At 39.8% G+C, this 22,265-nt stretch carries 23 protein-coding genes, 2 other RNA genes and 1 pseudogene; 4 read left to right on the top strand and 22 right to left on the bottom strand.

Annotated elements, in window-relative coordinates; translation table 11 throughout:
- Positions 1-76: 76 nt before the first annotated feature.
- From dtd to B2V22_RS04805, 5 genes are all read right to left on the bottom strand, one after another.
- A complete protein-coding gene (gene dtd / locus B2V22_RS04825) occupies positions 77-526 on the bottom strand; it encodes a D-aminoacyl-tRNA deacylase (RefSeq protein ID WP_290490839.1) in 450 nt (149 codons plus the stop codon).
- Between the two features lie 32 nt (positions 527-558).
- The gene (locus tag B2V22_RS04820) at positions 559-2,814 is read right to left on the bottom strand and encodes a RelA/SpoT family protein (protein ID WP_290490838.1); all 2,256 of its coding nucleotides are present in this window, start codon (positions 2,812-2,814) and stop codon (positions 559-561) included.
- A gap of 110 nt (positions 2,815-2,924) precedes the next feature.
- The gene (locus B2V22_RS04815; RefSeq protein ID WP_290490837.1) at positions 2,925-3,689 is read right to left on the bottom strand and encodes a 16S rRNA (uracil(1498)-N(3))-methyltransferase; all 765 of its coding nucleotides are present in this window, start codon (positions 3,687-3,689) and stop codon (positions 2,925-2,927) included.
- Position 3,690: 1 nt separating this feature from the next.
- Positions 3,691-4,650 carry a 50S ribosomal protein L11 methyltransferase gene (gene prmA / locus B2V22_RS04810; protein ID WP_290490836.1) on the bottom strand — a complete coding sequence of 320 codons (960 nt, stop codon included), beginning with the start codon at positions 4,648-4,650 and terminating at the stop codon, positions 3,691-3,693.
- On the bottom strand, positions 4,637-5,128 hold the full coding sequence (locus B2V22_RS04805; RefSeq protein WP_290490835.1) for a hypothetical protein: 492 nt from the start codon (positions 5,126-5,128) through the stop codon (positions 4,637-4,639). Before B2V22_RS04805 ends, prmA begins: the two co-directional genes overlap by 14 nt.
- Positions 5,129-5,339: 211 nt before the next feature.
- On the opposite strand from B2V22_RS04805, the gene gpsB reads away from it, so the two are divergent.
- From gpsB to B2V22_RS04790, 3 genes are all read left to right on the top strand, one after another.
- Entirely contained in the window at positions 5,340-5,741 is a 402-nt protein-coding gene (gene gpsB / locus B2V22_RS04800; protein WP_290490834.1) for a cell division regulator GpsB, read from the top strand.
- Between the two features lie 37 nt (positions 5,742-5,778).
- An RNA gene (gene rnpB / locus B2V22_RS04795) (RNase P RNA component class B) lies at positions 5,779-6,140 on the top strand.
- Positions 6,141-6,255: 115 nt separating this feature from the next.
- Positions 6,256-7,410: a THUMP domain-containing class I SAM-dependent RNA methyltransferase gene (locus tag B2V22_RS04790; protein ID WP_290490833.1), complete on the top strand. Its 1,155-nt coding sequence runs from the start codon at positions 6,256-6,258 to the stop codon at positions 7,408-7,410.
- Positions 7,411-7,536: 126 nt separating this feature from the next.
- On the opposite strand, the gene B2V22_RS04785 is transcribed toward B2V22_RS04790, so the two are convergent.
- The 17 genes and pseudogenes from B2V22_RS04785 to B2V22_RS04705 all read right to left on the bottom strand — a co-directional run bounded on the left by B2V22_RS04785 (position 7,537) and on the right by B2V22_RS04705 (position 21,643).
- On the bottom strand, positions 7,537-7,956 hold the full coding sequence (locus B2V22_RS04785; RefSeq protein ID WP_026465992.1) for a ribonuclease HI family protein: 420 nt from the start codon (positions 7,954-7,956) through the stop codon (positions 7,537-7,539).
- 32 nt (positions 7,957-7,988) lie between these two features.
- Complete coding sequence (locus B2V22_RS04780) at positions 7,989-8,999, bottom strand: hypothetical protein (RefSeq protein WP_290490832.1); 1,011 nt, start codon at positions 8,997-8,999, stop codon at positions 7,989-7,991.
- A gap of 193 nt (positions 9,000-9,192) precedes the next feature.
- Positions 9,193-10,023 (bottom strand): carboxyltransferase subunit alpha, encoded by an 831-nt coding sequence (gene accA / locus B2V22_RS04775; protein ID WP_396159658.1) that lies wholly within the window; start codon positions 10,021-10,023, stop codon positions 9,193-9,195.
- Between the two features lies 1 nt (position 10,024).
- Positions 10,025-10,924, bottom strand: a complete 900-nt coding sequence (gene accD, locus B2V22_RS04770) for an acetyl-CoA carboxylase, carboxyltransferase subunit beta (protein ID WP_290490830.1) — start codon at positions 10,922-10,924, stop codon at positions 10,025-10,027.
- 27 nt (positions 10,925-10,951) lie between these two features.
- Positions 10,952-12,322: an acetyl-CoA carboxylase biotin carboxylase subunit gene (gene accC, locus B2V22_RS04765; RefSeq protein WP_290490829.1), complete on the bottom strand. Its 1,371-nt coding sequence runs from the start codon at positions 12,320-12,322 to the stop codon at positions 10,952-10,954.
- A 52-nt stretch (positions 12,323-12,374) separates the two neighbouring features.
- Positions 12,375-12,848 carry a 3-hydroxyacyl-ACP dehydratase FabZ gene (fabZ, locus tag B2V22_RS04760; protein ID WP_003142766.1) on the bottom strand — a complete coding sequence of 158 codons (474 nt, stop codon included), beginning with the start codon at positions 12,846-12,848 and terminating at the stop codon, positions 12,375-12,377.
- A 23-nt stretch (positions 12,849-12,871) separates the two neighbouring features.
- Positions 12,872-13,381 carry an acetyl-CoA carboxylase biotin carboxyl carrier protein gene (gene accB, locus B2V22_RS04755; RefSeq protein WP_290490828.1) on the bottom strand — a complete coding sequence of 170 codons (510 nt, stop codon included), beginning with the start codon at positions 13,379-13,381 and terminating at the stop codon, positions 12,872-12,874.
- A gap of 3 nt (positions 13,382-13,384) precedes the next feature.
- Complete coding sequence (fabF, locus tag B2V22_RS04750; protein WP_290490827.1) at positions 13,385-14,626, bottom strand: beta-ketoacyl-ACP synthase II; 1,242 nt, start codon at positions 14,624-14,626, stop codon at positions 13,385-13,387.
- Positions 14,627-14,638: 12 nt separating this feature from the next.
- On the bottom strand, positions 14,639-15,385 hold the full coding sequence (gene fabG / locus B2V22_RS04745; RefSeq protein ID WP_290490826.1) for a 3-oxoacyl-[acyl-carrier-protein] reductase: 747 nt from the start codon (positions 15,383-15,385) through the stop codon (positions 14,639-14,641).
- Positions 15,386-15,388: 3 nt separating this feature from the next.
- Positions 15,389-16,321: an ACP S-malonyltransferase gene (gene fabD, locus B2V22_RS04740; protein WP_290490825.1), complete on the bottom strand. Its 933-nt coding sequence runs from the start codon at positions 16,319-16,321 to the stop codon at positions 15,389-15,391.
- Positions 16,322-16,400: 79 nt separating this feature from the next.
- Positions 16,401-17,357 (bottom strand): enoyl-[acyl-carrier-protein] reductase FabK, encoded by a 957-nt coding sequence (gene fabK, locus B2V22_RS04735; protein ID WP_290490824.1) that lies wholly within the window; start codon positions 17,355-17,357, stop codon positions 16,401-16,403.
- A 45-nt stretch (positions 17,358-17,402) separates the two neighbouring features.
- Positions 17,403-17,627, bottom strand: a complete 225-nt coding sequence (locus B2V22_RS04730; protein ID WP_003142776.1) for an acyl carrier protein — start codon at positions 17,625-17,627, stop codon at positions 17,403-17,405.
- Positions 17,628-18,169: 542 nt separating this feature from the next.
- Positions 18,170-18,619 (bottom strand): hypothetical protein, encoded by a 450-nt coding sequence (locus B2V22_RS04725; protein ID WP_290490823.1) that lies wholly within the window; start codon positions 18,617-18,619, stop codon positions 18,170-18,172.
- A 208-nt stretch (positions 18,620-18,827) separates the two neighbouring features.
- A complete protein-coding gene (locus tag B2V22_RS04720) occupies positions 18,828-19,172 on the bottom strand; it encodes a DUF2187 domain-containing protein (RefSeq protein WP_290490822.1) in 345 nt (114 codons plus the stop codon).
- A 58-nt stretch (positions 19,173-19,230) separates the two neighbouring features.
- Positions 19,231-19,950, bottom strand: a pseudogene (locus B2V22_RS04715) (DNA alkylation repair protein).
- A 40-nt stretch (positions 19,951-19,990) separates the two neighbouring features.
- Complete coding sequence (locus B2V22_RS04710; protein ID WP_290490821.1) at positions 19,991-20,938, bottom strand: nucleoside hydrolase; 948 nt, start codon at positions 20,936-20,938, stop codon at positions 19,991-19,993.
- Between the two features lie 486 nt (positions 20,939-21,424).
- Positions 21,425-21,643, bottom strand: a complete 219-nt coding sequence (locus B2V22_RS04705) for a CsbD family protein (RefSeq protein WP_290490820.1) — start codon at positions 21,641-21,643, stop codon at positions 21,425-21,427.
- Between the two features lie 172 nt (positions 21,644-21,815).
- Here B2V22_RS04705 and ssrA point away from each other — a divergent pair.
- Positions 21,816-22,180, top strand: a transfer-messenger RNA (tmRNA) gene (gene ssrA, locus B2V22_RS04700).
- The last annotated feature ends 85 nt before the right edge of the window (positions 22,181-22,265 follow it).

Here is a 22,265-nt window from a genome sequence, read left to right as displayed (position 1 = left end):
CAACACTATTTATTATAGAACCGAGATTCTCTAGCAATCGGTATTTTTTTATGTTTGATCTATCTTAATCTTTATTTTAAGCTTCATCCGAGTCTAATATGATGGTCACTGGACCGTCATTAATGAGTGATACCTGCATATCGGCACCAAATTCACCTTCTGAAACCTGTAACCCATATTCATTGCGCAATGTTTCATTTAATAATTGATACATTTTATCACCGTGGTCTGGTTTGGCAGCATCAATAAATGATGGTCGGTTGCCTTTTTTGGTTCTAGCATAAAGGGTAAATTGCGAAATAGATAATATTGCACCAGACACCTGGTCGATGTTCAAGTTCAACTTATCATCCTCGTCAGCGAAAATCCGCATATTCGCAATCTTTCTAGCCATATATGCCACCGTTTCCGACGTGTCATCATCATGAACGCCGACTAAAAGTACAAACCCTTTACTAATTTCACCAACAACTTTTTCATCAATGGCAACGTTAGCTTGACTAACTCTTTGCACGATAATTCGCATTCAAACCCTCCATCAATTCACTTGTTTCTATTTTATTCTTTAGCACGGGCAACCGAATAAACATCCGGAATATTCTTCACCCGGTCGATAATCTTATCTAATTGATTGACGTTTTGAATAACAAAACGAAGCCTCACTTTGACAGAGTTATCGTCATGGTTGACGTTTCCGTTAATATTAGTGACTGATCCAGCAATCGGCGTGATGATCTGTAACACTTCATTCAAGAATCCAGATCGGTCTTCACCTTCAACCACAATTTCCACTTCATATTGGTTATCTACATTCTTGCTGGCATCTTCCCACTCAACTGGAATCAAGCGGTCTTGTTCATCCTCAGGGACTTGCACATTCTTACAATCTCTGCGGTGGACTGAAACCCCTCTCCCCTTTGTGATATAACCCACAATATCGTCTCCTGGTACAGGATTACAACAATGGGCTAGACGGACTAGGAGTGAATCCAAACCTTCAACAATTACACCCGAACTAGATTTAGACACTTTCCGACGTACATGACTAGATTGTTTTTGTGTCTTGCTGAGTTTCTTCTGTTCGCCTGATTCTTTCAGGGTCTCTTCAACAGATTCTCGGTTCTTCTCAGCAGCGCGTAATCGGCGTTCTCGTTCAGTTAAACGGTTAGCGACTGCAGTTGATGATAGTTCACCAAAGCCAATCGCCGCGAACAGGTCTTCTTCGGTCGAAAAGTTGAACCGATCTAGGGTTTTACTGATATCTTCTTTTTTGTAAACATCTTTTAATTTGAAACCTAGATTTTCAAGGGTTTCTTCAAGAGCATGTCGACCTTGTTCTACCGCTTGGTCACGATCTTGCAATTTAAAGAATCGCTTGATTCGGTTGCGTGCCCGCGAGGTTTTCACCAAGTTTACCCAATCACGCGATGGTCCTGCCGAATTAGGTGATGTCAGAATTTCCACGATGTCCCCATTTTTCAATTGGTAGTTCAAAGGCTCAATCTTGCCGTTGACCTTAGCACCAATCGTCTTATTCCCCACTTCCGAATGGATAGAGTAGGCGAAGTCTAATGGGTAGGAACCCGCTGGTAATTCGGTCACATCGCCTGTGGGAGTGAATACATAGACATTGTCTTGGAAAATGTCTTCTTTCACGCTTTCCATGAAATCCGTTGCATCTTTAGAGTCGTCCTGCAACTCCGCAATTTGGTTAAACCAATCTAGCTGGGCATCTAATGGCGACGCCTCGACCTTTTCATGGTTACCCATTTTGTAAGCCCAATGCGCAGCAACCCCGTACTCAGCAACCTCGTGCATTTCGTAGGTTCTAATTTGCACTTCTACTGGACTTGGCTGGTTACCAACTACGGTCGTATGGATTGACTGGTACATGTTGGCTTTTGGCATGGCAATGTAGTCTTTAAACCGGCCTGGTAATGGCTTCCAGTTGGTATGAACAATCCCAAGTACCGCATAGCAGTCACGAACAGATTCCACTAAAACCCGAATAGCTTGTAGATCAAAAATCTGGTCGAACTCCTTACCTTGGTCTTTCATCTTCCGGTAAATAGAATAGATGTGTTTAGGTCGGCCGTAAATTTCAAATTTACCAGTAATAGCTCCCTTTATTTGTGATTCTAATTCATCTATAGTCGTTTGAATAAATTCAGCCCGCTCGTCGCGTTTTGAATCTACCAACTGAACAATTGAATAATAAGATTCTGGATCTATATAGCGAAGCGCTGTATCTTCTAGTTCCCATTTAATCTGGTTCATACCTAAACGGTCAGCTAGGGGAGCGTATATTTCTAAGGTTTCTGTAGAAATGATCACTTGCTTCTCTGGCTTATGCCATTTTAGGGTCCGCATATTATGCAAACGGTCGGCTAATTTCACCATAATGACCCGTAAATCGTTGGCCATGGCTAACAACATTTTACGGTGGTTCTCAGCTAATTGCTCTTCATGTGATTTATATTTAAATTTCCCTAATTTAGTGACACCATCCACTAGGGTGGCAATTGTTGGTGAGAAGAAGTAGGCGATATCGTCTAACGAGATACCGGTATCTTCCACAACATCATGCAAGAACCCAGTAATAACTGTATCCGGGTCCATTTTCAATTCGGCTAAAATACTTGCTACTTGAACTGGATGGACAAAGTAAGGTTCACCTGATTTTCTGATCTGCTCAATATGCGCGCGTTCAGCAAAGTCTGCCGCCTTTTGGACATAGTCCACCTTTGCTTCAGACATGTAGCTAGCACATAGGGCTAAAACTTCTGCTTTTGTATAATTCTTTTTATTTGGCATGTTACCACCTACTTCCCTTGAAATAATTTATATGGTTATCATAAATATTTAGATTGTACATTTCTCCTATTTTACCATATAAATGGATTAGAAACCCTATCAAACCCTTCTTAGTCGCCTAATAATTCTGTTGCAAATGACAGACTTGATAATAAATATAAGGGTGCTGTTTCTGTTCGTAAAATCCGTGGTCCTAACCCGCACAAATGCACATGGTCTAACCCGTCACTAAAGGCGTCAATTTCATCTGGATGAATGCCTCCTTCAGGTCCGGTAATGAAGGCAATACGGTCTTTTGCTTTTAGTGATCCATATGTCTTTGCCAAAAGCGACGCTTCACCCGACTTGGCAACCTCTTCATAAGCCACACAAACTTGGTCAAATTCGCTTAGTCTATTTTTTACCATGCTAACACTATGCAATTCTGCGATGGTTGGGACAAAAGTTCTATGAGATTGTTCAGCAGCTTCCTTGGCAATCTTTTTTAAACGATCAATTTTCTTGCCCGCTTTCTTTTGGTCCCATTTAGTGACGGAATACCGCATGGCAACCGGCACAATATGACGGGCCCCTAATTCGGTGGCCTTTTGTACGATTAGATCTAGCTTGTCGCCTTTAGGTAGACCGACAAAGAGAGTAGTATCGACAGGGATTTCTTTATTTTCCTCCCGCAATTCAATTAGGTGAAGGACTGCCCTTTTCTCTTCATGAGATACAAGTTCGCCGATAAATACCTGTTCAGTTTGGGTGACAAGAATGGCCTTGTCGCCAATCTGCATACGCATAACGTTGAGCATATGATGGCCGGCGTCCTTGTCCATCTCAATTTGATCATTTAATTGAGCGGTTTCCTCTTCGATAAAATATCTTTGCATCTTAATCTTGTCCTTTGTGGGCTAAAATACCATACCATTCACCCATGTTCATGACGATTTCAACGGTGAAATCATTGGCGGCAAGTAAGGCCAACATGTCGTCTTTCTTGTCATGGAAAATACCTGATAGCACCAATTGCCCATTTGCTTTTAAGTTAGTGTAAGCTTGCGGGATCAGGGGTTCCAGGATTTCAAATAGGATATTGGCTGTGATAATATCCACTTGAGTATCGATGTCGTTTAGGATGTTGTTTTGGGCAACGGAAATAACGTCTTCTACGTCATTTAAAGCAAAATTATTGCGGGTAATATCTAAAATTGACCCGTCATAATCATAAGCAGCGACGTCATTAGCGCCTAATTTCTTCGCAGCGATGGCTAAGACACCAGACCCAGTCCCCACATCAATGACATCTTCCCCGCCAGCCATAGCGATTTCCAGTAAACGTAATGCCAGCTTAGTGGTTTCATGTGACCCAGTCCCAAAGGCCATACCTGGATCTAGGAATAAAGTGGTTTTCTTCGGATCAGCTACTTGATCGTCTTTCTCCCAAATTGGCACAATATCCATAAAGCGCGACACATGGATTGGTTCATAGTAAGCTTGCCAAGCTGTTTCCCAGTCCTTATCTTCTAGGGGACTGTATCGGATGTCATGGATGACAATTTCTTGGCCCGCCGCTAATTCCTTATTGTAGTTTGCTTGGTAGGTTTTGATTTCAGAGATGATGTCTTCAATATTTTTATCATCTGAAAAGTAACCTAAAACTACGGGGTTAACTTCATATGTCCCTGGTGCTGGCTGGTCATTCTTTACTGAACCAAAGCCGTCATCTGACCAGTCAATATAGTCTTGCTCGTCTTTGATGGACACCCCAGCAGAGTCTAAGCCCCACAAAATTTCGGTTAAAAGGTTTTCACTTTTATTGTCTGTTTCAATTGTTAACTCATACCAAGTCATTTGTATCATCTCCTAAATATAATAAGCTATCGTCATAGCGCTTAATGGCTCTCCTTGTTGTGATCATTTGGTCCACTTTTTCTGCTTGCCATTTCAAATCAACCGCCATTCTTTCCCCTTTAATTAATTCTTTAATTTGCAAGCGGGCTTCATATAAAAGATGGCTAATTTCTTGGGCTAGAATATCTAAGTGCCCTTTTTGAAAGTGTTCAGTGTCTTTTGGTTGAATGATAAAAATCCCACTCTCTGTTTCATTAACACGGTGGTCAGCTGTAAAAATAAACTTCAATTCTAAGTAATCGATGCCTTCTAAAGGCTGGTTATTTTTGTCTAAAAAAGTGATTTCTTCATTGGCGACCACTGGCAGATATGTTTGCAATACTACCTGTTTAGATACTGATACATAGGATAAACGCCAAGGAATATCAATATGGCTATTCTCTAACGTTTCTTCAAGAAAAGTGTATACGGTTTGCATCTGTTGATTCCCCACTTTCGTCTTTTTTAATTATTATAATATACCCACACGAAAATAACTACCGCGCCAATGTTCTGACGGTTTCAAATAGACTAATGCTTGCTATTGAATTTGATAGAATCTTAAACTATTATTATATTACATTTATTACAAATAATGAAAGCTGTGCTATAATAGAACTTAGAAATATAAATGATGAGGTGTTATTTAAATGGCCGATCGTAATTTGACGACAAAAGATATTTTACAGAAGGAATTTAAACCTGCTCTTCGTGGATTCAACACAGAGGAAGTAGACGAATTCTTAGATTTAATTATTCGTGACTATGAGTCATATGAAAAAGAAATTGCCTCACTTAAAAATGAGTTAGAACGTGCAAAACACTCAACTGGTCTAAGTGAAAGTGGACGCCAAGCCACTAACCAACGTTCAAAATCTACAACAGTACCCCAATCAAAAGGTACAACCAACTACGATATTCTACGTCGCTTGTCTAAATTAGAAAAAGCTGTGTTTGGTGGCCAAAACGCCAAAGCAGAAAATACAGTAGATGCTAGCGAAGATAACGAAAATGATACGAAAGATCATACAATTATTTTTGAAAACAACTAGTCATTTGATCACTTTCGTGTTATCATTAGAAGTTGTAAATTTCAGGTAATCGCGGGTATATATTTATACTTGAGGAAAGTCCATGCTCGCACAAGCTGCAACGCTTGTAGTGTTCGTGTTTAGCGAAAAAATAAGCTAAAGCATTAATTTGACGGCAACTGAACCCACTAAGGTCTTTGGACTATGTGCTAGTAAGTTTGAAAGTGCCACAGAGACGAGTCAACTATGAAAGTAGTTGAATGGAACGCGGTAAACCCCTCGAGCGAGCAACCCAAACATTGGTAGGGGCGCTCTTTGACTGGAAACAAACGGAATAAGAGACTAATTATTTAGTAGACAGATGATTACCGAACCGGTATTAAACCTGTAATATCGGGGAACAGAACATGGCTTATCGAAATTTACAAACAGGCAAAAGGTTGGATTCTTTTCCAACCTTTTTTTATTGAGATGAAATCATGGTAAAATAGTCCTAAATATAAGACGAAGCCTTACCACCCAAAAGGAGTACAATATGACAAAATATCTACTTATCGCAACAGCTGCCGCTGGGATTGAAGCCCTAGTCGGTAAAGAATTACGTGACATGGGTTACGAGGTCCAAGTAGAAAATGGCCGTGCCCGCTTTGAAGGAAGTCTTGATGACGTAGCCCACACAAATATTAACTTACGGACTGCGGACCGTATTAAAATCGTCATGGGCGATTTCAAAGCCATCACCTTCGACCAATTGTTTGAATCGACTAAGGCCATCCCTTGGGAAGACATTCTACCAATGGACGCAGAATTTCCAGTATCAGGTAAATCAGTCAATTCAAAATTGCATTCTGTTCCTAACGTGCAAAAAATCGTGAAAAAAGCGATTGTTAACCGTCTGAGCGACCACTACCACCGCCGTGGTATGCTACCTGAAACAGGCGCTAAATACCCTATCGAAGTGAGCATCCACAAGGACGAAGCCTTGATAACTATTGATACGTCTGGCTCTTCCCTATTTAAGCGTGGTTACCGTACTGAAAAAGGTGGCGCACCACTTAAAGAAAACATGGCTGCAGCTCTTGTTAAATTAACTAACTGGTTCCCTGACAAACCATTTTACGATCCAACATGCGGTTCAGGTACCCTAACCATTGAAGCAGCATTAATCGGGAAAAATATTGCCCCAGGGATTAACCGCGCTTTCATTTCTGAGGAATGGGATATCTTCAATAACCGCGAATATTCAAAAGCCCGCGAAGCGGCTAAAGCGGCTATCCGTCATGACATTCAATTAGATATCATGGGATCAGATATTGATCACCGGATGATTGAAATCGCAAAAGCCAATGCAGAAGCAGCTGGTGTTGGTGATCAAATTGAATTCAAACAAATGCAATTATCTGACTTCACAACGACGAAAGAATACGGCGTGATCGTAGCCAACCCACCATATGGTGAGCGTTTGAATGACGAAGATTACGTGCATAAGTTATACAAACAAATGGGAGATCTTTACCGTCCAATGAAAACTTGGAGTAAATACATCCTGACGTCTGACTTAGCCTTTGAAGAATACTACGGTGAGAAAGCGACTAAGAAACGTAAATTATACAATGGGGCTATCCGTACTGACCTATTCCAATACTGGGGCGCGCGCAAACCACGTCCTAAAAAAGTAGAGGCAGAATAAGTTATTTACAATCATCATAAATAAACCAGGTAAACGGCTTTATTCGCCTGCTACCTGGTTTTTTTGTGTCTGTTATTCGAATTTAAATCCAGTATATGCGATTGACAGTCTGCATTTATCCCTTAATTAGTCCTGCTGGTTGCTTATTTTCTTGGCCTGGTGCATGGCTTGACGGGCTAAGTTATCTGCCCCCCTATTGGCTTGGTCCGGCACCCACTTTAGATTAAACATGGGAAAATGGTCTAGTTGATTTAAAATGGCCTTTAACAAACTTTTATAGGGGTCGCGTTTATGGAATCTCTTATTAACGGCATCAAAGACGATTTTGGAGTCTGTTTGACACAAGATCCACTCATTTTTCAATCCTTCAGCCTGCAATTTTTCTAACAATAATAGCAGAGCATGGAATTCGGCCTCATGATTGTCCATTTCCCCACTTAAAGGGTATTTCTCTTGTCGCTGTTGCCCGTCATGGACAATGACCATACCAACGCCTGCTGGCCCAAATTGTCCATCCACTGACCCGTCTATGGCTATTTTTATCATCCGCTCACCCTTTAATCATCCATTACATCTTCTTATTCAAAACTCGCAAAGTTCTGCATATACTCATAAAACCAATATTGATAAATATCTTGTACGACTTGATTGTCAATGGCAAGTGGGTCGCCATTTTCCATTAATTGGCCAATGGCTTCTACCATATCTTCCGGGTCAATTTGGTTTAAATCATCGACAAAAGGGTACATGACGGTATATATATCAAAAATATTCTCCATCAAATAGGCCACTCGATAGGGTTCGTGGATATAAACTTCCTCCACGTAGGAGACCAAATCTAAGAAGTGACTATTGGTTTCAATTTCAAATAAGTCACTGAGTGAAATAGTCGTCGTCTCATCGTAGACATTGGTTAAAGTAATTTGCTGGTCTGCGTGTGGATGGTGGAAAATATAAAGCAAAATATCCGATTGGAAGACAAAATCCCGGTCCCGATTTAAGAGACTTAACAATTTATCGATGGATACCTTGTCGCTCAATTCCAGCAGATGGTTGACCTGCGCCTTCTCAAGGATAGTCAAGGGTTTATCTCTAGCCACTAACTGGTCGAATAACTTTTGTAGGCCTTGTAAGACCTCCACATTACTAGCATCATCGTCTGAAGTCGCCTCAAATTGGGCCAGATTTTTCATCATCTCTGGCACGATGATAATTTGCATAATGGGTGTCATTTGACCGTGTTGAGGGAGGTTCAATTTGACTTGGCCTTGAATAGCTTTTTGTACAAATTGGTAGAAAGACTTCCAGTCAATTTCTGCCTCGACATCGATTAAATCAGGATTAGCCATAACCCCTTCGCCATAAAATTCTATCAATAATGAGAAAATATCCACCAAATCATTTTCTAATTCTTCTTCATATAAAACGCCGATGATATAATTTCTAAAATCAACGACACTCTTTCTTTTCTTACGGGCAATCAGCAACAATTTCAGCGATTCACTCATTTCGCCCGCTTTAATACGCTGAATCGCTTCTTCAATATCTAATTTAAATGATCGTTCAAAATCATTATCTTGGTTTCTCATTATATGTCCTCTTAAATCTTATTTTCTGTTGGAAATTCACGCTCGAAACACTCTTTTCCTTAACTTAATTTATCATATCTTATCACAATATCATATCCATGAATATTTTTATCCCATAACTTGAAAAAAGAAGATGCGACCTTAGGCCACACCTTCCTTCAAAAGTGGTCATTATTTTCAAACTGTCAGTTGATTAGAATTGATTAAAGCGTGCTTCTTTGGTAGCGATTAAATCTTCTTTTGACATAGCCAATTGCTGGTCAATTTCTTTCAAGACCATTTCTTTGATCAATTGTGCTTGGACATCATGATCTAAGACTTTTTTTCCGTAATGCTCTGGGATAATTTGATCAATGACCTTAAAAGCCAACAATTTCGGTGCCGTAAATTTCATATATTCAGCAGCTTCTGGTACACGACTGGGGTCTTTCCATAAAATCGTTGCAAACCCTTCTGGCGATAAGACTGAATACATGGCATTCTCCATCATCCATACCTTATTTGAGACAGCCAAAGCTAACGCCCCACCAGACCCACCTTCACCCATTAAAATCGTGATAGTTGGTACGGTTAAGCCAGCCATTGTTTGCATGGATTCAGCGATTGCTTGCCCAATCCCCCGGTCTTCTGCTTCAACGTCACAGAAGGCGCCTGAAGTATTGACAATGGTAATCACTGGACGGTTGAACTTTTCTGCTTGTTCAAACAAACGAGTGGCTTTACGATAACCCTCAGCATGAGGCGATCCAAAGTTACGCTTGATATTTTCTTGAACGGTGTGACCTTTTTCAGTTCCAACAATTGTAACTGCGTGGCCATTAATTTGTCCAACACCACCAACAATCGCGCCGTCGTCACCATAACGACGGTCACCATGCATCTCATAAAAGACGTCACAGATTTTCTTAGCCAATTCAGACGTTGTTAATCGGTTGATATCACGTGAAGCTGTTACCACGTCTGCAGGAATTTTTTGTGTAATATTCGCATTAGGTTGCTCAACGGTTTTTAATAATTGTTTCATACTAACGCTCAAATCGAGCACCTCCTTTAGCGACACCGTGCATTTGTAATAGCTCAGCTATCACGATTTTTTGCCGCCAACGTTCAACGATCATATCGATAAAACCGTGTTGCAGTTGGTGTTCTGCTGTTTGAAAACCCTCTGGCAATTGTTGCCTAATCGTCTGTTCAATTACCCGTTTACCAGCGAAACCAATTAAGGCCCCTGGTTCAGCAATGGTAATATCCCCTTCCATAGCAAATGATGCCGTTACACCACCCGTTGTTGGGTCAGTTAATACTGGAATATATAATAAACCGGCCTTAGAATGATTTTGAACAGCGATAGAAATCTTAGCCATTTGCATTAAAGACAGTGTGCCTTCTTGCATCCGGGCACCACCAGAAGCCGTAAACAAGACGACTGGCAACTGGTGTTCAGTTGCGTAATTGAACAAGTTTTTAATTTTTTCACCTAAACCAGTCCCCATAGACCCCATCATGAAAAATGAGTCCATCACGCCGATGGCAGTACGGTAGCCAAATATTTCGCCCACACCAGTTACGACAGCTTCGTCTAAACCAGTTGTAGCACGCGCTTGTTCTTTCTTTTCTATATACTTTGGAAAACCAAGAGGATCTTCATTACGAGTATCTTTTAGTTGGAACATCTCAACAAAAGTCCCTTTATCCACAACGTTTGCTAACCGCTCACTAGATGAAATTCTAAAGTGGTATTGACAATGCGGACAGATTTTTTCAGCACCCAAGTCATCCGTTAAAATTGTTTGGTGACATTGTGGGCACTTTTGCCACATGCCATCTGGCACAAAGGCTTGGTTATTGGGATCTGTAGGCAAGCTCGATTTCGCTTGGTCTTCCTCTGGCATAGGAATATATGCTTTTCTGCGTTTTAATGCCATAATTCATCTACTTTCTTTCGTGCTAATTTATGCTTGATGACTCTTAGCCCATTCAGGTAAGAAGGTAGCCTCTAAGTAATCATTTGTATAATTCCCTTTTACAAAGGCCTCATCAAATAATAGGTCGTATTGGAATTGTTGGTTTGTCGCGACACCCTTAATGGTCATTTCTGACACCGCACGTAACATACGGTTGATGGCTTGTGGACGATTATCGCCATGCGTAATCAGTTTCGCTACCATAGAATCATAGTAAGGTGGCAACTTGTAGCCAGCATAGATACCAGAATCCACACGGATACCTAAACCACCCGCTGGAAAATGTGCAAAATCAAATGTTCCTGAAGATGGCATAAAGTTTTTCTCTGGCATTTCCGCATTGATCCGGCACTCCAAGGCATAACCAGTAAAGGTAATGTCTTTTTGTTCGTAGGCTAAAGGTAAGCCAGAAGCAATCCGTAGCTGTTGAGCCACAATATCAACGCCCGTGACCATCTCCGTTATTGGATGTTCAACCTGAATACGCGTATTCATCTCCATGAAATAGTAATTTTGGTTTGCATCCACTAAAAACTCAATAGTACCAGCAGATTCATAATTTAATTGCTCAGCCGCACGAATCGCTGCTTGGGTAACTTGGGCCCGCGTCTTTTCAGTAATAAAGGGGCTTGGCGTCTCTTCAATCACCTTTTGATGGTTTCGTTGCATTGAACACTCACGTTCACCTAAATGGATGACATTACCGAATTTATCCCCTAAGATTTGAACCTCGATATGGTGGGCTGGGAAAATAACTTTCTCCATGTATAAACGGTCATCACCAAAAGCATTTTTCGCTTCCCGTGATGCTTCATAGTAAGCATCTGCGAAGTGGCTTTCCTCATGTACCATTCGCATCCCTTTACCACCACCACCAGAAGTAGCTTTCAGTAAGACTGGATAGCCAACTTTTTTGGCAATCTCCATGCCAGCTTCGGGACTTTCCAGGATACCATCAGAACCTGGTACAGTTTGTACTTTGGCTGCATTCATGGTATCTCTAGCATTTTGCTTGTCACCCATCAAGTCAATTACCTCTGGGCTTGGCCCGATAAACTCGATATTCATTTCCGCACATAATTTAGCAAATTTGCTATTTTCTGCTAAGAAACCAAAACCCGGATGGATAGCTTGCACGTTCGTCACAACAGCTGCAGAAAGGATAGCTTGCATATTCAAATAAGAATCGACTGATTTTGGCCCTCCGATGCAGACTGCTTCATCAGCCAATTTCACATGTAGGGCGTCCTTATCAGCGGTTGAATACACAGCCACTGTTTCGATTCCCAATTCAATACATGTACGAATAATGCGGACGGCAATTTCGCCCCTATTCGCTATTAATACTTTATTAATCATCAAATACCTCGTATTCTATGCCGTTCGCCCTATTTCAGGCTGGACCAGCAAACTAATCGACTTTATCTACGTTAGAAATGATAAAGGTCATTTCAGCTTCTGAACAAACCTCGCCGTATTCATTACGGATTGTCCCTTTACCGATACCCATACGTTTCTTCAATTTCACAATTTCAACTGTGATTTCAAGTACGTCACCAGGTACAACGTTTTTACGGAATTTCACGTTGTTTAAGCCAGCTAAATAAGCGATTTTATTTTTAAAGTCTGGTTGAGACAATAATGGAATTGAGCCCACTTGTGCCATTGTTTCCACTTGTAAAACACCCGGCATAACAGGGTTTCCTGGGAAGTGACCAACGAAGAATTCTTCGTTAATCGTCACGTTTTTACGGGCAACAACTTTTTCACCAGGGATAATTTCATCCACGCGATCCACAAATGAAATTGGGAAACGGTTAGGGATAATTTCTTGCACCTGCATTGCTGTTAAAACAGGTTCTTTACGTTCTGCATATTCAGTCATTTTTTAATACTCCTTAAGTATAATTATTCGCTAAATTCAAATAATGGTTGGCCGAATTCAACAACTTGGCCGTCTTCAACTAAAACGTTCACGACTGTTCCAGAAATATCAGCTGGAATTTCGTTCATTACTTTCATCGCTTCAACAATACAAACAGTTTCGCCTGCTTCAACGCTGTCGCCCACTTTTTTGAAGGCTGGTTGATCAGGGTTCTTGGCTAGATAGACAACACCAACTAAAGGACTGTCTATCGTTTTGCCAGTTGGCGCGGCCGGTGCACTAGGCGCTGCTTCTTCTGTGGCAGGCGCTGTGGTTTCTTGACTAGTCGTCTCTTGGGCTACTCCTGTTGTTGTAGCTTCTGTGTTCGTGATAGCTTGTTGATTAGCGCTTGTGTTTTTAGTGTTTTCAGTTTGTGTTTGGCGTTCTTTAATTTTTGAAATATATAAAGAATCCGCTTGTGTTTGGAATGAAAACTCTTGAATCGTAGAAGAATCAATTTGGCTGATTAAATCTTTAATTTCTTCGTGTTTCAACCCTTATTCACCAACCTTTTTAAAAGCAATAACTGTGTTGTGTCCACCAAAACCTAAAGTGTTGCTGACAACAACATTTACTTCTTGTTCGCGTCCAACATTTGGTACGATATCTAAATCACATAATGGATCTGGATTCTTGTAGCCTAGTGTAGCTGGAATAAATGAGTCTTGGATAGCCATGATACTTGCGATCGCTTCAACCGCACCAGCAGCACCTAGTAAGTGCCCAACTGATGATTTTGTAGAAGAAACTGGAATTTTATAAGCCAATTCTTCACCAAAGGCACGTTTAATCGCAACTGTTTCAGAAGAATCATTTGCTGGGGTACTTGTACCATGGGCATTGATGTATGAAACTTCTTCTTTAGCGATGTTACCTTCTTCTAAAGCGTATAACATCGCTTTCGCTGCACCAGAACCATCTTCCGATGGCGCAGTTAAGTGGTAAGCATCTGAAGTAGAACCATATCCACCGATTTCAGCATAGATTTTAGCGCCACGAGCTTGCGCTGATTCTAAAGATTCTAATACCAAGATACCAGCACCTTCACCCATTACAAAACCATTACGGTCTTTATCGAATGGGATTGAAGCGCGGTCTGGATCAGTTGAATCACTTGTCGCCGTCAGGTTGTCAAAACCTCCTAAACCGATTTCGTTAATCGCACCTTCAGCACCGCCAGCAATCATGATATCTGCATAACCATGTTTGATATAACGGAAAGCTTCCCCAATTGCATTGTTAGCAGATGCACATGCTGTAACCATTGTTAAAGCTGGCCCTTTTAAGCCAAAGTGCATTGAGATGTTGGCAGCACCCATATTAGAGATAGAAACAGGTACGAATAAAGGATTCACACGTTTGATCCCTTTATCTTGCATTTTTAATACACCTTTTTCGATTTCTTGAATACCACCGATACCAGTACCTAGATAAACCCCGATACGATCAACGTCAGCATTTTCTACGTCTAGATTTGCGTCTGCAACAGCTTCGACGGCTGCAGCTACAGCGTACTGACTATATAGATCCATACGTTTCGCTTCTTTACGGTCCATGAAATCTTTTGGATTAAAGTTTTTTACTTCAGCAACTAATTTCGCGTTTAAGTTTTTGGCATCAAATTTTGTGATTGGTCCAAAACCATGCTCTCCAGCTTTTAAATTGGTCCAAAATGTTTTTGCGTCATTTCCGATAGGTGTAATAGCACCCATACCTGTTACGACTACTCTGTTTGTCATATTTATTGCCTCCTAATTCATATACAAGCCACCGTTGACATCAAGCGTTGTACCTGTGATATAGCTTTGGCTAGCTAAGAAGTACACGGCTTCAGCGATGTCCGATGGTTGTCCAAGTTTCTGTAAAGGAATATTTTCCAGCATAGCTGCTTTTGCTTTTTCTGGCATTTCATCTGTCATTTCTGTTTCAATGTAGCCTGGTGCAATGGCATTAACTGTAACACCACGCATACCTAATTCACGCGCAGCAGCCTTCGTTAAACCAAGAATCCCAGCTTTTGAAGCGGCATAGTTGGCTTGACCAACGTTACCCATTTGACCAATCACTGACGCGATATTGATAATGGCACCTTGACGTTGCTTCATCATTAGTTTGCTAGCTGCTTGAATGAAATTGAAAGTCCCTTTTAAGTTAATATCGATCACTGCATCGAAATCCGTTTCTTTCATACGCATTAGTAGGGTGTCGCGCGTAATGCCAGCATTATTGACTAATACATCGATGGTTTGGAAATTTGTCTTAATAAAAGTCATGATTTCTTTGGCAAAATCGGTATCCGTTACGTCACCCTTGAAATCCTTCACTACAACATTTTTGCTTTCTAAAGCCTGGATATGGTTTTCAGTAGAACCAGAGCGGGAAACAATGACAATATTGTATCCTTGGTCTGCAAACTTGTGAGCGATGCTTGCACCAATACCACGGCTACCGCCTGTGACAAGGGCTGTTTTCTTTAATTCTTGTGTTTTCTCAGTCATAGCTTATCCTTTCAATCCTGCGATAGTTGCCTGCAGGGTTTCTTCGTCTTCAACTCGGTAAATCTTAATCTCTTTATTGATTTGTCTCATAAATGAAGACAAGGTTTTACCAGGGCCAATTTCAATGACCGTATCTACCCCTTGTTCAATTAAGTATTCAATTGAATCTGACCATTTAACTGGCTTCATCACTTGTTGGATTAACAAGTCTTTTACTTGTCCATCCTGGTGCGCTGTAGCTGTCGTATTTGAAATCACTGGCACATTTTGTGGTTTAAAATCAAATTTGTCTAAATAATCAGCTAATTGATCACTTGCTTGTGATAATAAGGCCGTATGGAAAGGACCAGAAACATTTAATTCCACCATTTTCTTCACGCCTGCTTGAGTTAACTTAGCGACTGCAGTATCTACTGCTTCAGCGTCACCACCGATTACGATTTGTTTTGGTGTATTATAGTTAGCTGGTGCAACGTATTGACCAGAAGCTTTGCGCACTTGCTGGCAGATATCCTCTATCAACGCACGTTCAGCTTTCATCACGGCGACCATTTTGCCGGCACCTGCAGGCGCAGCTGCTTGCATGAAACGGCCACGATGGCTCACCAAATCAACCGCATCTTCAAAGGACAATACGCCCGCTTCAACAAGGGCAGTGTACTCGCCTAAGCTCAGTCCAGCTAGATAGTCGGCTGTAATGCCTGCCTCGTTTAAAAGGGATGTAAAGGCTGTTGATACGGTTAAAATAGCGGGTTGTGTGTATTCTGTTTGGTTTAATTGTGTATCCTCTTGAAAGCATAGGTCTTCCATTGAATAGCCTAAAACTTCTGAGGCTTTGTCAAAGTAAGATGCAATCTCAGGATGATGGTTGAGTAAGTCTTGCCCCATCCCTGTATACTGTGCGCCTTGACCAGCGTATAAAAAAGCTATTGCCATGTTCGTCTCCTCTTAATAGAAAAGCAGTGAAATGCACAAACCATCCCACTGCTCACATATGTCAATTTAATTCTCAGCTTTAAAGCCATTCACTTGCTCGAGCAGCAATTGTTTCTTTACATTCCGTCAAATATGATTGAATAATTTCTGAAACTGTTTCACGTTTATCAACCAATCCGGCAATTTGGCCGGCCATAAATGAACCCGTGTCTAAATTTCCTTCAACAACAGCACGGCGTAAAGCACCTGATCCAAGCGCTTCAAGTCTGTCCCAATCAGGATTAGCCTTACTTGCTTCTTCTTTTTCTACTTTAAGATATTCTTTGGTCAATTTGTTCCGTAATACACGGACTGGATGCCCAGTAGATTCACCTGTCAGTACAGTATCAATATCCTTCGCCTTAATAATTCTTTCTTTAAAATTATCATGGGCATTTGATTCGTCTGCAACAACAAAACGTGTCCCTACTTGAATACCTACTGCACCTAACATAAGTGCTGCTGCCATTCCACGACCGTCACCAATACCACCAGCCGCAATGACTGGGATATCCAAAGCTTTTGTAACTTGTGGTAATAAAGCCATAGTAGTTTGTCGACCCACGTGACCACCTGATTCCATCCCCTCAACAATTACGGCATGCACGCCTTCACGTTCCATCCGTTTTGCAAGTCCGACAGAAGCGACCACTGGAATGACTGAAATACCAGCTGCATTGAATCTATCCATGTATTTACCCGGAGATCCAGCACCAGTTGTAATTGTCTTCACACCAGATTGACAGATGTAATCCACCACTTCCTCGACATGTTCATTCAACAACATGACATTTACAGCGAATGGTTTATCTGTTAATTGTTGCATCTTTTCAACCTTGGCTTGTACTACGTCTACAGGATCATGTCCCGTACCAATTACACCAAGTCCCCCAGCATTGGAAACTGCTGATGCTAAATCCGCATCGGCAACCCAAGCCATAGCACCTTGGATAATTGGGTATTCAACACCTATGCGTTCCCAAAAATCTGTTTTCACTTAAGGATTACTTCCTCTCTTAATCGACTAATTTATAAGCAAAAATTATTTGTTTGCTTCTACGTAGTCAACTAAATCTTGAACAGTGTTAATTTTTTCTTCATCTTCAATTTCGATATCGAATTCATCTTCGATGTCATTGATGATTTGGAATAAGTCTAAAGAGTCAGCGTCAATATCTTCACGAATATTTGTAGTAGCTTTTACTTCGCCAGCCTCTAAGTCTAATTGTTCAGTGATTAATTCTTGGATTTTTTCAAAAGTAGTCATTATTTTATATTCCTCCATAATTTGCGTAATCATATATTTAGGTCACCTATCCCTATAAAAAGGATATCGATTTATGAATACGATAAAATTTAATTTTGTTTGACATGTAATAAAGTCAATAACGAGATATTAAATTATATATATAACTTTGTCAACTAGTTATTGAAACTAGTTTTGTCATTTTTAAAAAACAAATTATTTGTAAGCGCTATAAAATGAGCGTTAATGCCTTTAAGTTTATAGCAGGTGCGTAAAAACTTGTTTTTTTGTAAAACAAAAATTGTATTCAGACTATTTGATCTAGTGATTTGATGGTATTAGGATGGATACTTGAACCTGACAATAAATAGGATGTCCTTCTTATCATCAGCTTTTAAAATATTGCCATCTTTAAACGACAGGAAGAAAGGAGGTATTGACAATTAATAGACTAAAAAACTTTTCTAATAAAGTGCTAAATACGTAAAAAAGGCCTAAGACAAGAAAAAGTTTATCTTAGAGCCTTTATAATTTCTGCTGTTATTTCAATATTCTTTAGTATATTACTGGTTGCTTTCAAGGTCATTAACGAACCTTGTTTGGTTGGCAAACAAATTAGCTAGTGCCTCAAAGACAAAATGCAACACCGGCTGCACCGGAATGATCATCACATCAAATTTTATGGCGGATTTTTTGCGAAAAAATCTTACTGATAGAATAGATAACCAACAAAGATATACGATATAAAAGCTGAAGGTGAAACTTGTTGATACATTCTTATTTGGCTTCGCTAGTTCAACAAAGAAGTGGGTAATGACTCCAGCTAAAATTATTCCTATAATTATTGTGAGCGTAGTCGCCATAACAGTCATTACTTGCATGGTATCCCCAATGGCGAAAGGTTGACCTTGTGCATTGGTTAGCCAAACAGCTGAAAAAACGATAAGCAAGATATAAGCCAATAACAATAGTTTAATATTCATTTTTTCTTTTGTAGTCAACGTTCTTTCCATTTTACGCCTCCTAGAAATTTACCCATAGTTTTGCGTAAATAGCTGTTTCTATTAGTAAGAACCCTAACTTATAGAAGTATGGATATCAAGAAAAAACGCATATATCTAATGGATCATATTAAGGCTATAGTTTTAATGATGGTCATTTTACAAAAAAAGCCGAGATTTTCATCCCGGCTCTCTTTCTTACTATTCATACGTGTATGTATTAGCTAGAAGGCACTTTAACATACTCATCGATGTCTTTAAAATTGACGATTGTTTTTGATTCGCAAATTTCTCGCATCTCTTCATCAGAATAATCCCAATAAATTTTAACAACTGCTGAGTTTGTTAATAATTTTTCAATTCTTCCTACCATGTTGCGTTCACGGAAGGAGAAGCGTATTTCGTCTCCTATATCTGGACGTACAGACTCTTTTACAGTATTAATAACTTCTACTGCCTCATCGTAGGGTAAATCTAGTAATGATGCAATTCTCGACTTACTTGTTCCACGACGTAATTCAGTTCCGACTAGTTCTTGCATTTCATCTGTGACTTTAATACTCATATATAGCCTCCTAGTTAACCATGCGCCTTCTAACTACCATTATACCATATTTTGTATTTTAATAATAATTTAAAGACTTACCTCGTTGAAAAATCGCATTATATCTGGTTTTTTCTAAGCAAAAGTGCTTTGTGGCCTCGCGCCAGGTTAAGTTAGACAAGTCACTCTCATGGTTTTTTAAGAAATTTTCAACCTTAGTTTGGTTGGTTTTCGCATAATCACGCAAGATCCAACCCATCCCCTTATTAATAAAAAATTCATCTGTATGCAAGCAATTTTCACAAGTTTCAGCTAATAAAATCGTATCTGTTTGCTCCTTCATCCCCAGTTGATGGATTATTGAAGTCCGCTTCAACCATATATTGTCAGATAAGCTCCACGCCACCATTTCCGACTTCTAACCAGGATTTTTATGGACTAAATAACCGATTGTTTTAACCAAGGCATCCACCGAATCCCACCACGATTTTTGGACAATCAATGTTTTTAATCTAAGCAAATCATCCACCTGCAAATAATTCTTCATTTCTTTCAAATAATCACAAACTAGATATTGAAATTCTCTTTCGGATAATGACCAAAATTCGTCAACAAAAGCCCAGTCAATGATTGCTTGATTTGGATTTTCCATGAAGCGCAACTTTCCTTCTGCTTTCGCTTTCTTTAGGTAGGGTTTAAAAATATCCCGGCGCGTTTGGCTTTTGATACCAAGAAATGGAAACTGGTTACGTTGGTACTTGGCCATCGGTTCAGCATCATCGCTTGCATGATCATACATTTCTTCAATTAAGTACTGCCAATTCACCATTGAATTCTCCCTATTGAATTTCCGCTAACAAGCTCACCAATTGGTCTTTAAATCCTTGGCTAGAAATCCGCTCTGCAACTCGGCAATTCGGCGCACGCTTGAATTCCTCTTCCCAGTCTACAATGTTGTAGCCACGGGCAAATTGACCTTGTGTTTCAACATCCACGTAATATTCAGTCGCTTGAAGCATCAATTCTGGTACCGCAGCAACTGCAACCAATAATGAGTCTGTACAAGTAATCCCGTCGATTCCTCGTTTTGCCAGTTCAAACTCACGGACAAACATATTAATATCTAAGAAGAATTTTGAACCTTTTGTATTTAAAGCTTGAATTTCTTCAATATCTTCTTCATACATAACACCAAAGTCTAAAGAAGCATCCCAAGTAACCATGGTTTTTGCTGTTGACGCATTTAAAACGATTCTAGCCGCCTCAGGGTCCACATAGAAGTTATATTCAGCCGATACATTCATATTCCCTAAGCGGTTGTTTACCCCACCCATAATCCAAATGTGCTTAATGTCCGCAGCAATCTCTGGTGCCTTCTTAATAGCCATCGCGATATTAGTTAATGGTGCTAAAGCTAGAATCTCAATTTCGCCAGGATTTGCTTTAATTGTGTCGATAATAAAGTCTACGGCATGGTCATTTTCCGGTTCTTGTTGAGGTTTTGTAAAAATAGCATTCCCCATACCATTGCCACCTTGAATTTCCTCAACTGTATCGTGTTTCGCATTAGGTAGGGCAATCATTGGACTTTGGTAACCCTTATAAACAGGTACCTTGTAGCCAGGATTATAGGTTTCAATAGTGGTTAAGGCATTTTCAACCTCTTGATCAAAAGCTACATTTCCGGCAACAATCGTCACGCCTTCAACCTTAAAATACTTTAAAGCCATCAAAATTGCTGTCGTATCATCTCCAGCTGTATCCGAATCAATAATTACACGTCTCATAAATATTAAACCTCCTAGTTATATTTCACTTCTCTATCTCAAATTATAGCCTATCAGGTGAAGGGGAGAAAACATATTTTAACAATACAAAATAGGTGCTTCATATTTAGCGATTTCAAATATATAGGCCATTTTCTATTCACTAGCAAAGAAAATTTAATATAAATTAGCGCACAGATTAGACATTATTCGCTCCTTAACTTTTTCTTTAAAGTGTATGCTGTATAATGACAATTACTTATTCTAAAAACCTAATAGAACCTCTTATAATACCGTATACTACCATCCTACTGTGAAGAAGTATAGCGCCAGGAAATCAATTTATCTTGTATGGAATGATTACTATATAGTTAGTATCGAACCGTAATTTACAACTTGTATCCATTCTCAATTTTTCTAGTAATATATTTTGCTTAATGGTGAAAGATGAGGATAGAAAAAAGATGTAACTTTTCAGCCACATCTTTCAGATTTATTATTCATCTACTATTTATCGTTGTTAGTAAAACCGTCTATGCGACCTTTAACATCATCTTTTGCGTCATCAAAAGATTTTTTCGCATCATTGACTTTTTCTTCTACTTCACCGCGAGCTTGTTGCGCTTTACCTTTACCTTCTTGCTCTTTATCGCCAGTAACTTTACCGACTGCTTCATTCACTGACCCTTTAATTTTATCGAAAGTACCATTGTTTTCGTTTGACATGATATCATCCTCTTTCTCTAAAGTATATAAATATTATAACATATAAGTGTTTACACTCAAATCAAAGCACTTATTAATGATAAAATATTCAAAAAACCACTAATCAGGTTGAACTAGCACGTATTTTTTGACATTCTTGTATAAATCGTGATATTATTAGGGGTACATTCACGGGGGTGTTATTGGATTCGACAGGCATGGCCCGATGTATGACTACTGCTCGGAGGTTACGTCTTCGCAACAACGTTACCAGTTTAAATATAACTGACAAACAAGAAACAAACACTTTAGCTTTCGCTGCCTAATAACAGCTAGCTAAGATTCGCCCGGCGTCACCTATGCGCTGGTTCCGAGTCCTATTATAGTAGGTTACGTTCTAAGCTTCCGTCTGGAGCAAGGAAAAGAGATTAATCAGACTAGCAATCTAATTGGTTTGTTTATTCACCATTAGTGCGCGAAGTCGAGAATAAACTATAGTGGTAAAAGTTATATAATCGGAGTGTCTGGACAGGGGTTCAAATCCCCTCACCTCCATAATTTTATTCGAACGGTAATATACTGCTGAGGTATAAAAAAAGCGCTTAGGAAAATCGGTTATTTTGTAGAGGCCCCCAAAAGTTAG

Origin of the sequence: Aerococcus sp. UBA6277 (assembly GCF_002440555.1) — a bacterium.
GTDB lineage: Bacteria > Bacillota > Bacilli > Lactobacillales > Aerococcaceae > Aerococcus.
This window is presented reverse-complemented; position numbering and strand designations above follow the sequence as displayed.